Origin of the sequence: Rhodococcus sp. T9N (assembly GCF_024436645.1) — a bacterium.
GTDB lineage: Bacteria > Actinomycetota > Actinomycetes > Mycobacteriales > Mycobacteriaceae > Rhodococcus_F > Rhodococcus_F qingshengii.
This window is the reverse complement of record NZ_JAMSKS010000003.1, coordinates 266,248-279,990: the sequence shown is the minus strand read 5'-3', so window position 1 is coordinate 279,990 and position 13,743 is coordinate 266,248. Positions and strand designations below refer to the sequence as shown.

Genomic DNA, 13,743 nt, shown 5'->3' with positions numbered 1-13,743 from the left:
CTCAGTTGTACGGCTGCCGAGCGGTTTCGGGGTCGCCGTACGTGATTGCCCGTTCCCGACGCGTCTTCGACGCCAGGGTTGCGCCCCAGTTCAGCACCGTGCTGGCGCGATTGCGGAACCCCGCGAGGAACGCGATGTGGATGATTCCCCATGACACCCATCCGATGAACCCGGACAACTGGACCGGCCCTGCCTGAAGCAACGCGTGGCGTCGCGAAATGTAGGCCGCGGTTCCAAGATCGCGGTACTTGAACGGTTTTCGGCTGGGCACTCCGTTTTCCACGGTTGCAGCGATCCGGGCACCGGCGTGCCGACCACCCTGCATCGCGACCTCGGCCACCCCGGCAAGTTTGTCCCGCGACATGAGGTCGCCCACCACGTAGACGTTCGGGTGGCCGGGAACGGTCAGATCGGCTTCCACCTCGATGCGGCCACCGCCGACCTGCTTCACACCCAGCGCCGTGGCCAGTGCCTCGGCGAACGGCACCGCTTCGACGCCCGCGGTCCACAAAATCGTGCGGGTCTCGTACTGCCGCTTCTCTTTTGTCTTCTTGTCCGTCGTCTCGATGCTGGTCTCGCACACGTCGGTAACGTGTACTCCGAGGTGCGTCTCGACGCCGATCCCGTCGAGAGTACGTTTGGCGGCGGCCGAGAGCTTGCGACTGAACGAAGGGAGCACCCGATCGTCGCCGTGGAAGAGCAGCACCCTTGCCTCGTCCGGGTCTATGGACCGGAACTCGTTGGTCAGCGCGTGCATTGCCAATTCGCGGATCTGCCCGGCTAATTCGACTCCCGTGGGTCCACCGCCCGCCACGGCGAAGGTCAGCCACGGCCGACGTTCTTCCGCCGTCGGGAGCGATTCGGCCATCTCGAACGCAGCAATGAGACTGCGCCTGATCGCCAAAGCGTCGTCGAGGGTTTTCATGCCAGGCGCCCATTTGATGAACTCGTCCTGGCCGTGGTACGACTGGCGCATTCCAGCCGCCACGATCAGGTAGTCGTACGGCAATTCGAAGGTCGACCCGTCGAAGCGACTGGCAGTCAGTATCCCGGCGTCGGCGTCCACCGACTTGGCCTCGCCCAGAACGACGTTCGTGTTCTTGTTGTCCTCGAGCAGATGTCGCAGCGGACTTGCGATCTGCCCTTCGGAGAGCAGACCCGTGGCGCACTGGTATAGCAGGGGCTGGAAGACGTGGCTGGTCCCTCGGTCGATCAGAACCACCTCGACGTCGGCCTTCTTGAGCCGTCTCGCTGCGTACAGTCCACCGAAGCCGCCACCGACGATCACTACGCGGGGCTTACCGTTCGAGATGTGGATGCTCATCAGACAAACCTCGCTGTCACGGAGTTGGGCAGGAATCGTAGGGCCGCATCTATCCCTTGCCACTTCAGGCCTGGTAGCGCCGCTCGTGTGGTTTCCTTCTCGATGGCGTCGACCATGGCACTGACGCCTTCGTCCAGACTGGCCATGAGCGCTGCGTCGTCGCCGGCGCCGGCGGACATGTCGGTCTTGATGAAGCCCGGCAGCAGGGTGGTGACCCGAATAGGTGTGCGCGCCAACTCGATACTGAGCGCCTCACCCACAGCCGCTACCCCGGCCTTGCTTGCCGAATAGGCCGCTTTTGGCCCGGGTAGCCCCCGATCCGCGCTTATCGAGGACACGAGAACCAGGTGTCCGGCGTCCTGCGCGCGGAAGATCTCGAGCGCAGCTTCACACTGCGACAGCGCGCCGACAAAATTCGTCTGCGCTGTTGCAAGATTCGCGTGCGCTTTTCCGGTTCCGATCTTGGCGCCCTTGCCGAGCCCGGCGTTCACGATCACCCGGTCCAGGCCACCCAACTCGTCGCGCAGCTCACCGAAAACCCGGACGACGGAATCGTGTTCGGTCACATCGAGTTCGCGCACTGCGACGCTGATCGACGGGTACTGCGCCACCAACTCCCCTCGCAGCGTGTCGAGACGATCCGTCCGCCGGGCACACAGCGCGAGGTCGCGACCGGCCGCGGCGAATCTCCTGGCCATCTCCTCCCCCAGACCCGAACTGGCACCGGTGATCAAAATCTTCTGCCGCGTCATGGGTGCAACTGTAGCCACCATCGAGCTCTCGTACCCGGCAGTAACCGAGCGAACTCGGACCGATCCGGCATACCGTGGAGCAATGACCGACGAATTCGATGTCATCGTGATCGGCGGTGGGCCCGCCGGCGAGAACGCCGCCGCATACGCCATCGCCGGAAGTAATCGCACCGCCGCAATCGTGGAACACGAACTGGTCGGTGGTGAATGCTCGTATTGGGCCTGTATGCCCAGCAAGGCACTACTGCGCCCGGGGCAGGTCCTCGAGGCGGCCGACGCCTTGCCCGGGATCCCGGCCGGACCGCTGGACGTCGATGCCATTCTGAAACGGCGCGACTCGTTCACCCACAACCACGACGATTCGTCCCAGGTCGACTGGGCAACCTCCGCGGGCATCACCGTGATCAAAGGCCACGGGGTCATCGACGGCGAGCGAGCAGTGACCGTCGACGGGACCCGTAAGCTCCGTGCCCGCCAGGCCGTCGTACTCGCCACGGGAACGACCGCCACCGTCCCGAAGACACCGGGATTGCGCGAGGCACTCCCGTGGACCTCGCGCGACGCCACCAACCTGCACGAGGTTCCGTCGCGAGTGGCGGTCATCGGCGGCGGAGTGGTCGCAACTGAGTGCGCAACGTGGTTGTCGTCGTTCGGCGCTCACGTGACGTTGCTCGTGAGGGGCGATGCTCTGTTGAAATCAGCAGAACCGTTTGCCGGAACGATGGTGGCCGAAGCACTCGGCGCCCGCGGTGTGGACGTTCGACTGAGCACTGCCGTCAACTCGGTCTCACGCCCCGATGCCAAGGACACCGGCGAAGGTCACATCCACGGTGGACCCGTCAGCATCGAGACATCGTCCGGCGTGATCGAAGTCGACGAGGTCATCGTCGCGGCGGGCCGCGGGCCGACATCTGCCGATCTCGGCTTGTCCGTCATCGGCCTCGAGGACGGCAAGTACGTCACCACTGACGATCACCTCTGTGCCCAAGGTGAGTGGCTCTACGCCGTCGGCGACATCAACGGTCGTTCTCCCCTCACCCACATGGGCAAGTATCAGGCGAGAGTCTGCGGAGACGTCATCGCCGCGCGGGCCGAGAGCCGCGGACTCAGGGGACCTCGGTACACGGCGTCGGCGGACAACGGACAGGTCCCCCAGGTGGTGTTCACCTCACCCGAAATCGCCTGGGTGGGACGCACCGAGAAGAAAGCTCGCGACGACGGCTACGACGTCGAAGTCGTGGAGATCGAACTCGCCGTCGCGGGATCTTCGCTGCTGCGCGACGACTACTCGGGGCGCGCGAAGTTGGTGATCGACAAGGCCACCGACGTGATCCTCGGCGCTACCTTCGCCGGGCCCGAAGTATCCGAGCTGGTGCATGCGGCGACAATCGCGGTCGTCGGCGCCGTACCACTGGAAACTCTCTGGCATGCGGTGCCCTCGTATCCGACGGTCAGTGAAGTCTGGCTTCGATTGCTGGAGGCTCGCCGCTGACGCGCTCCCGAAGTACGTATAGTCGCGACATGGCGTCCGACATACTTGTGACCACGGCCGACGGCACCCTGCGCGGCCGCCGGGTGGGAAAACTTCGTGCCTGGCGCGGAATTCCCTACGCCCGGCCGCCGGTCGGAACACTGCGTCTGACGCGACCCCAGCCGGTCACGCCGTGGACCGGAGAACGCGACGCGACCAGGTTCGGCGACGCGTCTGTCCAACACAAGAAGGGGCTGTTGCTCGCGCCCGGGAAGTACCAGCCGAGCAGCGAGGACTGCCTGACGCTCAACGTGCTCGCCCCCGCGAACACCGGCAATACTCCGCGTCCCGTCATGGTTTTCATCCACGGTGGGGCAAACACCATCGGGACCTCGGCCACCGGCTTGTACTCGGGCGTGTCCCTCGTCGAACGCGGCGACGTCGTCTACGTCTCGATCAACTACCGACTCGGCGCTCTGGGCTACCTCGATTTCACCCCGTTCTCCACATCCGAGCGCGTATTCGACTCCAACCTCGGACTGCGCGATCAGGTCGCGGCCCTGCAGTGGGTGCAACGCAACATCGCCGCCTTCGGTGGGGATCCTGAAAAAGTCACGATTTTCGGTGAATCCGCCGGAGCCACCGCCGTCACCACCCTGATGGCGACTCCGGCCGCCAAGGGACTCTTTGCCGGCGCTATCGCCGAGAGTTCGGCTCCGGATCTGGTCTCGAGCACGCAGCGATCGCATGCCTGGGGCGCGCGTTTCGTCGAGATCCTCAATTCCGGCCTACCACCCGCGAAGGCCCTGACCTCGGCGACAGCCGTCGAATTGGGCAGAGCCGGAAGCAGACTGGGCGCCGAGGTACTCGCGAACACACCTGGACTACATCCCTTCGGACCGGTCGTCGACGGCGACTTCCTGCCGCGCTCCCCCTTGGACGCATTCAAAGAAGGATCGGCACACCAGGTGCCGATGATCATCGGCACCAACAGACGGGAGGGGACGCTGTTCCCGAAGGTGCTCGACGCACTTCCGACCAACCCGTCGCGCATCGACACCATGTTTGCCCTCACCGATCCCGAGGCCGGGAAGCGCATCCTCGCAACCTATCCCGGCTACCCGGACGAGCAGTCCGCGATCGACGTCGGCGGAGACGTCACGTTCTGGCACCCGTCCGTGGAGTTGATGCAAGCGCACGCACAATCAGCGCCGACATACGCCTACCGATTCGACTTCGCGCCGACGATGATGCGCTGGCTCGGCCTCGACGCCACACACGGATTCGAGATGTTTGCAGTCTTCGGCATCGGTGACACCCTTGTCGGGCGCGGCCTCACCCTTCCCGGCGGTCGACGCGGACTGCGCGCAGTCACCGAATCTGTTCAGGGACACTGGCTTCACTTCGCCGAGCACGGCTCGCCGCGCGGATCGTGGCCGCGCTACGAGGGGCAGGAGCGTCGGACCATGATCTTCGACGAGATCGTCCGCGTCGAGAACGATCCCAGACGTGAACAACGCTTGGCCTGGGCGGGATACAGCGGTTACCGTAGCCACGGCACCGACATCTCCCTACCGTGACGAGCCCCCTCGAGATCACTCTCGATTCCGGGGTCGTACGCGGGCGCCTCGATCGAGGACTGCGCACCTGGCGAGCAATCCCCTACGCAACGGCCCCGACCGGTCCTTGGAGATTTCGCGCACCGCAGCCGGTCGAGGCTTGGCATGGTGTCCGCCCGGCGGAAGCATTCGGCTCTCCGTCTCCGCAGCGCAAGAGCAACTTCGACGAGAACTCACTCTTCGTCAATGTCGTGGCCCCGCAGGTACCGTCGGATTCGTTGCGACCGGTCATGGTCTTCATTCACGGCGGCGCGTACAACGGCGGGAATCCGTCGACGCCCATGTACCGCGGAACGAGCCTGGTCGAACGTGGCGACATCGTCTACGTCTCGATCCAATATCGTCTCGGCGCGTTGGGCTACCTCGATTTCAGTGAATATTCCACTGCGGAACAATCATTCGAGACGAACCTCGGATTGCGCGATCAGATCGCCGCGCTGACGTGGGTCCAACGCAACATCGCCGCTTTCGGTGGCGACCCGAACGCCGTCACCGTCTTCGGTGAATCGTCCGACGCCAACGCGGTCACCACTCTGATGGCAACGCCGGCGGCACGAGGGCTGTTCGCCCGGGCCATCGCTCAAAGTCCGCCGGCTGCTTCGGCATACGGAAAAGAGCGAGCGCACCGTTGGGCACGCGAGTTCCTCGAGATCGCACAGGCTCCGGATGCCGATCCGGCATCGTGGCTGCGCTCCGCTTCGGTGAAGGACCTGGTCGATGCCGGCGAAGAACTTGCGCGCCGCGGCGCGGACGAAGAACCCGGAACGCGGGCATTTGCCCCCGTGGTGGGTGACGACGTCCTTCCCGAACACCCGCTCGACGTGTTCGCCGCCGGACGCGCCCACCCCGTTCCGCTGCTCGTCGGTTCGAATCTCCACGAGGGAAGAATCTTCCCGCGCGTTCTCGACATCTTGCCTACCGACCCGGTTCGGATCGAGAAGATGTTCTCCCACACCACCCCTGAAGTGAAAGCACGTGCGCTCGCGGCGTATCCCACGTATCCGCACCGGTTTGCTGCCGCAGATCTCGGCGGCGACATCACGTTCTGGGAGCCCGCGATACTCTGCGCACAGGGTCATTGCCAGGTAGCTCCTACCTACAGTTACCGCTACGATTTTGCGCCTCGCCTGCTCAGACTCATCGGCATGGGCGCTACCCACGCCACCGAATTGCTTGCGGTCTTCGGGCATTCGGATGCACTCACCGCGGCCTTGACAGCGGTCGGTGGGCGCCGCGGACTGACTGCGGTGACCTCCACCATGCAGCGCCACTGGATCCATTTCGCCCGCCACGGAGTGCCGGACCGGGATTGGCCCGCCTACTCCGTACCGGAGCGGCAAACAATGATCTTCGACGAGACGTCCCGAGTGGAGAACGACCCGATGGGTGAGCGTCGACGGGCTTGGATCGGCTACGAGCACAGGCGCTGAAGCCCGATCAGAAGAACTGGCCTTTCACGAAACCTGCGAGTAGGACGGCAAATCCGCCCACCTCGCCGAGAATCAGCAGAAACATCCCGAGGTGCAGGGGCGGACCGGCGGACTCGAACTGATTGTCGGTGTCCTTCATCGCACCGTGAGCGATGTAGCTGAATATCGCTGCGAGAAAGAAGAACACGACCACTGCGGCACTGGTCAGGTTGATCCACGTCGGCCACGCACTGATTTCGACGAACACCGCGATCAGCAGCGTCGCAAACGAGTACATCAGGGCAGCGCGGTGTGCGATGTCGACATACGGATGGGCGAGGTGATTGTCCGAAGTGGCCATCTGTCGGTATTTCCAGATTCCCAGGCACAGGGAGAGAAGGAAGATCAGACCGGCCGCGAGAAGCGTCAGTGTCGTGTCGATCCCCAGCGTCATCTGCCCACCCCGCAGTGCGTTTCCAGCGAGTCACCGCTGGGTGATCCAGCCGAAGGCTTGTCGTAGACGACAACCAGCACCACCGCACGATCCGCCGACACCGACCGCATCCGGTGCGGCGTATTCGCGTCGAAGTACAAGCTGTCGCCGGCGTCGAGGTGCATCGTCTGCCCGGGGATTTCGAATTCTACGGATCCGGAGTGCACGAACACGAACTCCTCTCCCGTGTGGTCCATGAACTTGGGACCCATCACCGAGGCCGGATGAACCACGAACGGCTGCATGGCCTTTCCGACCAGTGAGGGCGCGATCGGATCGTAGACGGAAGACTGCACGGAGTTGGCCGGGTCGATCACGCGGTCCTTCGCGCGCACGATCGTCATGGCATTTCCCTCCATACTGTCCGAGAACAGTTGCCCCACATCGGCGTCGAGCACACGCGCAATCTTGAGTGCCACCGCGATCGACGGGGTACTGATACCCCGCTCGACCTTGGAGAGATAGCTCTTCGTCAGACCGGTCTGCTCGGCCAGGCCCTCGAGCGTCAGACCGGCGCGACGCCGATGTGTTCGCAAAAACGCTGCCATTCGGTTCCCCTCACGAGACTTTGTGTCATCACCCTACCAATACATTGACCTGCGGCGATCAGCGATGCAGGAATCGAGGGTTGCGCATTTCCGTCCTATATGACACTTTGTGTCTTATAGGTGACTGAATGTCATTGATTTCCGGGTCCCGAGAAAGGCACACCCCATGACCGACACGATGCATGCGAGCAAGCAGGAACTCATGGCCACCGCCGAGACGAAGATGCTCACCGAAGTAACGACAGGTAGTTGGACTCTTCGACAGAAGATCGCACTGACCTGCCGGGCACTGTCGGACGCCGGCCACGACTCCGGCCTTGCCGGACAGATCTCCGCCCGCGGTGGGCAGCCAGGAACGTTTGTCACACAGCGACTCGGCCTCGGGTTCGACGAGATCACCGAGGACAACCTCCTGCTCGTCAACGAGGATCTCGAAGTCCTCGACGGGGAGGGCATGCCGAACCCCGCCAACAGGTTCCACAGTTGGATCTACCGCGCACGACCCGACGTCAACTGCATCGTCCACACACACCCACTACATGCGACGGCGCTGTCGATGCTCGAGATTCCCCTCGTCGTCTCCCAAATGGACATCGCGCCGCTCTACGACGACTGCGCATTTCTCGCCGACTGGCCCGGGGTTCCCGTGGGAAACGAGGAGGGCGAGATCATTTCGGCTGCACTCGGCGACAAGCGGGCAATTCTGCTCGCCCACCACGGCCAACTCGTCGTCGGCAACACGGTCGAAGAGGCATGCTCTCTCGGGCATCTGATCGAGCGAGCGGCCAGACTGCAGTTGCTGGCGATGGCTGCCGGAGACATCAAGCCGCTACCGCCTCGCCTGGCGAAGGAGGCACACGATTGGACACTGACTCCTCGGCGCAGCGAGGCGAACTTCGCTTACTACGCCCGTCGCGCTCTCCGCAATCATCCCGACACACTGACCAACTGACTTTTGTTTCCCACCAACAGAACTGAGAGCCTCATGAGCAGCACCATCAAGGGAATCGTCGCCTATCCCATCACCCCGTTCGACCGGGACACCGGAGCATTCGACCCCAAGCCGCTACACACGCTCCTCGACAGCATGATCAGCAGTGGTGTCGACGCGATAGCCCCACTCGGCAGTACCGGCGAGAGCGCCTATCTCGACGATGCAGAGTGGGAGACGGTCGCTCGGGAGACTGTCGACTACGTCGACCGCCGAGTCCCCACCGTCGTCGGAGTGTCGGATCTGACGACGGCGGGAGCACTCCGCCGAGCATCGATCGCGGCAGACGCCGGAGCCGACGCAATGATGATCCTCCCCACGTCGTACTGGCATCTGGGTGAGCAGGAGATTCGTGAACACGTCACCGCGGTGGCCGATTCCGTCGACATTCCCACGATGATCTACAACAATCCGGCCACCACCGGGATCGACATGTCGCCGGAATTTCTCGTCGATCTCGTCTCCACCGTCGACGGCGTCACGATGATCAAGGAATCCACCGGCGACATCACCCGGATGAACCGCATCAACGAACTGAGCGGTGGCACGATCCCCTTCTTCAACGGCAGCAATCCTCTTGCACTGCAATCTTTCTCTGCCGGTGCAAGCGGATGGTGCACGGCAGCCCCGTGTCTGGCCCCCGAACAGGTGGTGCACTTCTGGCGTCTACTCGAATCCGGTGATCGGTCGGGTGCCGCCGCTGTGTTCGAACAGATCGAGCCGCTACTGAAGGTCCTCGTCAGTCGCGGACTGCCGTCGACGGTCAAAGCCGGGTTGGAATCTCTCGGCATCGACGCCGGCCTTCCCCGCCGGCCCCTGCTGTCCCTCGACGACAACACCAGGACAGCTTTGTCCGACGCTCTGTCGGTGGCTCGCGGTGTAATCGTCGCGTCGTGACCTGACGTGGGAGTGGGTTCCGGCAAGATGGGATGCACACCGACCGAAGGAGGGGCACCATGTCCGTAGATTCACGGTCTGCGAGGATCGCCGTCACCGGCGCGACCGGTCATATCGGCGGACTGGTGGCCCGGTCGTTGGCCGACGCCGGTGTCCCACAGCGGCTGATCGCACGGTCGGTCAACCGATTACCGCAGCTCCCCGGTGCCGATTCGGCCGAGACCACGTACGGGGATCAGAAGCGCGCTCTCGCGGCTCTGGCCGGAATCGACACCCTCTTCATGGTCTCGGCGGCCGAAAGCGCAGATCGTCTGGATCAGCACCGCACCTTCATCGACGCCGCAGCGGAGGCCGGGGTCAGGCACATCGTGTACACGTCTTTCCTCGGCGCTGCTCCGGACGCGACGTTCACGCTCGCTCGCGATCACTGGGTCACCGAAGAACATATCCGCGCTTCCGGGCTCGCATTCACCTTCCTGCGCGACAGCTTCTACCTCGATTTCCTACCCGCTCTCGCCGGTGAAGACGGTGTGATCCGCGGACCCGCAGGGGACGGTCTCGTCGGCGCGGTAGCGCGCTCCGACATTGCTGCCGTCGCTGTGTCGGTTCTGCAGGATCTGGATTCTCATGTCGGACAGACGTACAACCTGACCGGACGGGAGGCACTGACGCTCTCCGAGGCCGCGAGCATCATCACCGAAGTCACCGGCAAGCGAACCACGTACGTCGAGGAAACGCTCGAGGAAGCTTACGAATCGCGGGCGTCGTACAACGCACCCGCTTGGGAACTCGACGCATGGGTGTCGACGTACACCGCAATCGCGCAGGGTGAATTGGCGCTGATCACGGGCACCGTGGAGGACCTTGTCGGCCGGCCTGCGCTCACGCTGCGTGAATTCCTCACAGCAGAAACCGCCTGATGCCACCACGCAAAGCAACCACGGCACGCAAGGCTGCCGCAAAGAAGGCTGCACCGAAGAAGGCTGCACCCAAGAGGAACACGACCAGAAAGACCGCCCCGAAGAAGACTGTCGCAAAGAAGAGCTCACGCGCGACGATGCCGGATGTGCCGACTGCCGGCCCTGGTGAGAGAGTCTGGCTCCTCGACGTTCCCTTTCGGACGCCGGCGCCTGGTGCGCAGTTCGTCAAGAAATGGAAGAGCTACGCGTGGGTCGGTACGGAGTTGCCCGTAGAACTCGCTCCATTCAAGGCACTCCCCTTCTCTTATCAGCAGTGGGTAGAGGACGACATCAATGACAGCACCGGTGAACGTCCCGTTGCTGCACCCAAAATTCCTCGGCCCGAGCAGGTTTCGGGGGCTGCAGCCGTCGTCGATGCCGCTCGCGCCGGCAAACGCGGATTTCTGTTGGCAGACAATGCAGGCCTGGGTAAGACGCTGATCGCAGTGATGTCTGCCAAGACGATTGCCGAGGAGCGCGGCGAAACCAACATCCTCGTCCTCGTCGATCGACCCGCACAGATCACCATTCCGCATTGGCGCTATTCCATCGCCTCGGTGGGCGACGGTGGATTCCGCTGGTTGATCATGTCGCCTGACCAATTGAAGAAGCTGATCGCGCGAAACGGCCGCCCCAAGTACACGTTCGGTGTGGTGATTGCCGACGAGGCCCAGCTGTACAGCAACGACACACAGCGCACGGCGGCATTCGAGAAGGTCGCGCGCTTTTCGAATGCTCACGAGCAAGCGCCGTTCGTCCTGTCCGTGACGGCAACACCGGGACACACGCCGGCCGACCAGCGTTACCTGGCACCGCTTTTCGCGCAGCTGCATTCAGAACCTTCGGAGTACTGGTCCGACCTGGGCGCCAGGCTGGTCGAGTCCGGCCTTCCGCTGGACAAGTCCTACGGGAAGTGGACGTGGAGCGCAGAGGCGAAGGAATCACCTACGCTGCAATCTCGAGCGCTCGAGACCGTGCGTGGGTGGATGTCGAACAGCAAACCGCCCTTGATGATTCATCGACCGACTCCGTGGGGACCTGTTCCGCTCGACGGTATGCCGATCGACCTCACCCATGCCCAGCGCGCCGAGTACGAGACGGAGTGGGCCGAGTACGCCTACGAAATGGGATTGGCCCGCAAGAGTCGCAACATCGCGCGCGGCCGTGCGCTGGTTCTGCGCTACCGACAGAAAGCGGGCATGATCCGCGCCGAGTCGACGGCCCAGTGGGCGCAGGCGCAGGTCAAGGCAGGCAAGCAGGTGTTGGTGGCCGTCGAATTCGTCTCCACGGCAGGTGATCCACTGGTCGAGATGATCGAAGACGCCGGGATCTCGGTGGCAAAACTGTTCGGTGCGGTGCCGGACAAGGAGGGTCAACGTCTGCGGTTTCAACGCGGGGACGCACCGGTCATCGTCTTCAATGTCACGACCTCGATCTCGCTCCATGCCAACGAAGCACTCCCGGACGGCACTCACGCGTCCCCGTTGCCACGGACGGGAATCTTTCATCAACCGCGATACTCAGGGATCGCGGCAGAACAGACGTTCGGTCGGTCGCATCGCGACTACCAGACGTGCCCGTGGGTCATACCCTTCGGCGTGGGCACCAAGGAAGAGGACGTCGCCACGGTCATGTTGCGCAATCTCAATTCGGTCACAGGTCTGAAAGGTGGTGATCGATCCGGTCTGCGGTCGCTGTCCGAACTGCTCGGCGTCGAGTGGCTAGAGCCTGATGTCTTGACCTCGGAGGGTTGATCTTCCAACGACCGTCCAACGCGCACAAACGAACGGTTTCGGCGGTATGCCCCAATTCTACTCCACCAAAACCGAATTCGGCTGACCGCTTCATTCCTTTCGGGACCTTGGGACTCAGGTATCTGTGACCAGACGTGGCAGACTCTTTCGAGTCGAGGTGCACCAGCCTCGAAACAGTGCCGAGAATGCGAGGGGTCCGATGCGCAATATCTACCGGTCATTGATGCGCAATGTCGGCCATACACAATGGTTCTCGGATCTCGGCAAGGATCTGGTTCCGCTCGATCGAGCAGTGCAGAGAGTGTCGGGAGGCAAGCTCTCGCTGGTCGGAGAGAACACCGTGACTCAGCTACTGCTCACCACGACGGGCCGTAAGACCGGCCGTTCTCGCACCACGCCACTCCTGTACGCACCTGACGGCGATGCGTTTGTCGTCGTCGGTTCCAACTGGGGGCAGGATACGCATCCAGCATGGACACTCAATTTGATGGCAAACCCCACCGCAATCGTGACAGTGAAGGGCGTCGAAATACCGGTCGGTGCGAGTCTGGCGGAGGGCGCCACGCGTAAGAAGCTGTGGGAGCTCGCGACCACCACGTGGCCGCCGTACGAAACCTACGCCGATCGAGCATTCGGGCGCCAGATCCGCGTATTTCGACTCCAACCTGTCAAATAACTGCTGCCGGGCGCAGGATGGGAAGGACCACCCTGCCGATCTCAGGAGCATTCGCGAATGTCCACAGCACTGACTCACGCAGAAGACACACAGATCACAGCTTCCAACGGGCGGATCGCACTGGAGCCGAACCCCCGCCGAATTCGAGCCTTCTTCGCTGGTCACGCCGTCGCAGACACCACTCGTTCGGTATACCTTTTCGAACGCGGCCGCCTGCCGATGTACTACATCCCCCTCGCGGACGTTCGTACCGAATTCCTCGTCCCGACGTCGACGACCACCCATTGCCCATGGAAAGGTGACGCCACCTACTGGACGATCGAGATCGGGGATCGCCGGGCCGAGGACGCCGTCTGGACCTACCCTGAACAGTTCGACGGTTCCCTGGATCTGAGTGAGTACGTCGCATTCTATTGGGATCGCATGGACGCCTGGTACGAGGAGGATCAACAGGTCTTTGTCCACGCCCGCGATCCATACGTACGTATCGACGCACTCCCCTCGTCCCGCCACGTCCAGGTCTTTGTCGGCGACGTACTGGTCGCCGAGACGAGACGACCCAGACTGCTCTTCGAAACCGGACTGCCCACGCGGTACTACATTCCGAGAATCGACGTTCGCAGCGAGTACTTTGCGCCGTCCCCGACCACCACGGCCTGCCCCTACAAGGGCACTGCGTCGTATCTGTCGTTCACCGGCACAACCGAACTCGCTCCGATCGAGGATCTGGCGTGGTTCTATCCGTTCACTACCGCCGAAGCGTCCGGGATCGACGACCACGTGTCGTTCTATCCCGAACGCGTCGGCAAGATCCTGGTGGACGGTGCCGAAATCTGAAAGGTGCTGGAGC

The 13,743-nt window shown here is 63.0% G+C and carries 13 protein-coding genes; 9 read left to right on the top strand and 4 right to left on the bottom strand.

Annotated features, from left to right (window positions below):
* Position 1 precedes the first annotated feature (1 nt).
* Together M1L53_RS07745 and M1L53_RS07740 are read right to left on the bottom strand one after the other, a co-directional pair.
* A complete protein-coding gene (locus tag M1L53_RS07745; RefSeq protein ID WP_003946361.1) occupies positions 2-1,324 on the bottom strand; it encodes an NAD(P)/FAD-dependent oxidoreductase in 1,323 nt (440 codons plus the stop codon).
* On the bottom strand, positions 1,324-2,076 hold the full coding sequence (locus M1L53_RS07740; protein WP_054188820.1) for an SDR family oxidoreductase: 753 nt from the start codon (positions 2,074-2,076) through the stop codon (positions 1,324-1,326). The genes M1L53_RS07745 and M1L53_RS07740 overlap by 1 nt, the downstream gene beginning before the upstream one ends.
* 82 nt (positions 2,077-2,158) lie before the next feature.
* Here M1L53_RS07740 and M1L53_RS07735 point away from each other — a divergent pair, with 82 nt between their 5' ends.
* The 3 genes from M1L53_RS07735 to M1L53_RS07725 are packed head-to-tail and all read left to right on the top strand — an operon-like array spanning position 2,159 to position 6,596.
* Positions 2,159-3,568, top strand: a complete 1,410-nt coding sequence (locus M1L53_RS07735; protein ID WP_042449247.1) for an NAD(P)/FAD-dependent oxidoreductase — start codon at positions 2,159-2,161, stop codon at positions 3,566-3,568.
* Between the two features lie 29 nt (positions 3,569-3,597).
* Positions 3,598-5,127: a carboxylesterase/lipase family protein gene (locus tag M1L53_RS07730; RefSeq protein WP_003946388.1), complete on the top strand. Its 1,530-nt coding sequence runs from the start codon at positions 3,598-3,600 to the stop codon at positions 5,125-5,127.
* Positions 5,124-6,596, top strand: a complete 1,473-nt coding sequence (locus M1L53_RS07725) for a carboxylesterase/lipase family protein (RefSeq protein WP_261949213.1) — start codon at positions 5,124-5,126, stop codon at positions 6,594-6,596. The genes M1L53_RS07730 and M1L53_RS07725 overlap by 4 nt, the downstream gene beginning before the upstream one ends.
* 7 nt (positions 6,597-6,603) lie before the next feature.
* On the opposite strand, the gene M1L53_RS07720 is transcribed toward M1L53_RS07725, so the two are convergent.
* Positions 6,604-7,029: a hypothetical protein gene (locus tag M1L53_RS07720; protein ID WP_054188822.1), complete on the bottom strand. Its 426-nt coding sequence runs from the start codon at positions 7,027-7,029 to the stop codon at positions 6,604-6,606.
* Positions 7,026-7,616, bottom strand: a complete 591-nt coding sequence (locus tag M1L53_RS07715) for a helix-turn-helix domain-containing protein (RefSeq protein ID WP_003946400.1) — start codon at positions 7,614-7,616, stop codon at positions 7,026-7,028. Before M1L53_RS07715 ends, M1L53_RS07720 begins: the two co-directional genes overlap by 4 nt.
* Positions 7,617-7,782: 166 nt before the next feature.
* Here M1L53_RS07715 and M1L53_RS07710 point away from each other — a divergent pair, with 166 nt between their 5' ends.
* From M1L53_RS07710 to M1L53_RS07685, 6 genes are all read left to right on the top strand, one after another.
* Positions 7,783-8,568, top strand: coding sequence for an aldolase (locus tag M1L53_RS07710; protein ID WP_030534888.1), 786 nt, complete (start codon positions 7,783-7,785; stop codon positions 8,566-8,568).
* Positions 8,569-8,601: 33 nt separating this feature from the next.
* Positions 8,602-9,504 (top strand): dihydrodipicolinate synthase family protein, encoded by a 903-nt coding sequence (locus M1L53_RS07705; RefSeq protein ID WP_007727643.1) that lies wholly within the window; start codon positions 8,602-8,604, stop codon positions 9,502-9,504.
* A gap of 59 nt (positions 9,505-9,563) precedes the next feature.
* Positions 9,564-10,424 (top strand): SDR family oxidoreductase, encoded by an 861-nt coding sequence (locus M1L53_RS07700; RefSeq protein WP_054188823.1) that lies wholly within the window; start codon positions 9,564-9,566, stop codon positions 10,422-10,424.
* The gene (locus tag M1L53_RS07695) at positions 10,424-12,217 is read left to right on the top strand and encodes a DEAD/DEAH box helicase family protein (RefSeq protein WP_050655573.1); all 1,794 of its coding nucleotides are present in this window, start codon (positions 10,424-10,426) and stop codon (positions 12,215-12,217) included. Before M1L53_RS07700 ends, M1L53_RS07695 begins: the two co-directional genes overlap by 1 nt.
* Before the next feature lie 199 nt (positions 12,218-12,416).
* Entirely contained in the window at positions 12,417-12,893 is a 477-nt protein-coding gene (locus M1L53_RS07690; protein WP_003946395.1) for a nitroreductase/quinone reductase family protein, read from the top strand.
* A gap of 57 nt (positions 12,894-12,950) precedes the next feature.
* On the top strand, positions 12,951-13,730 hold the full coding sequence (locus tag M1L53_RS07685; RefSeq protein WP_047272578.1) for a DUF427 domain-containing protein: 780 nt from the start codon (positions 12,951-12,953) through the stop codon (positions 13,728-13,730).
* Positions 13,731-13,743 lie beyond the last annotated feature (13 nt).

Bases quoted from the DNA above. Each gene is read 5' to 3' on its own strand.
- M1L53_RS07745 (WP_003946361.1), bottom strand. From the start codon at position 1,324: ATGAGCATCCACATCTCGAACGGTAAGCCCCGCGTAGTGATCGTCGGT.
- M1L53_RS07740 (WP_054188820.1), bottom strand. From the start codon at position 2,076: ATGACGCGGCAGAAGATTTTGATCACCGGTGCCAGTTCGGGTCTGGGG.
- M1L53_RS07735 (WP_042449247.1), top strand. From the start codon at position 2,159: ATGACCGACGAATTCGATGTCATCGTGATCGGCGGTGGGCCCGCCGGC.
- M1L53_RS07730 (WP_003946388.1), top strand. From the start codon at position 3,598: ATGGCGTCCGACATACTTGTGACCACGGCCGACGGCACCCTGCGCGGC.
- M1L53_RS07720 (WP_054188822.1), bottom strand. From the start codon at position 7,029: ATGACGCTGGGGATCGACACGACACTGACGCTTCTCGCGGCCGGTCTG.
- M1L53_RS07715 (WP_003946400.1), bottom strand. From the start codon at position 7,616: ATGGCAGCGTTTTTGCGAACACATCGGCGTCGCGCCGGTCTGACGCTC.
- M1L53_RS07710 (WP_030534888.1), top strand. From the start codon at position 7,783: ATGACCGACACGATGCATGCGAGCAAGCAGGAACTCATGGCCACCGCC.
- M1L53_RS07705 (WP_007727643.1), top strand. From the start codon at position 8,602: ATGAGCAGCACCATCAAGGGAATCGTCGCCTATCCCATCACCCCGTTC.
- M1L53_RS07700 (WP_054188823.1), top strand. From the start codon at position 9,564: ATGTCCGTAGATTCACGGTCTGCGAGGATCGCCGTCACCGGCGCGACC.
- M1L53_RS07695 (WP_050655573.1), top strand. From the start codon at position 10,424: ATGCCACCACGCAAAGCAACCACGGCACGCAAGGCTGCCGCAAAGAAG.
- M1L53_RS07690 (WP_003946395.1), top strand. From the start codon at position 12,417: ATGCGCAATATCTACCGGTCATTGATGCGCAATGTCGGCCATACACAA.
- M1L53_RS07685 (WP_047272578.1), top strand. From the start codon at position 12,951: ATGTCCACAGCACTGACTCACGCAGAAGACACACAGATCACAGCTTCC.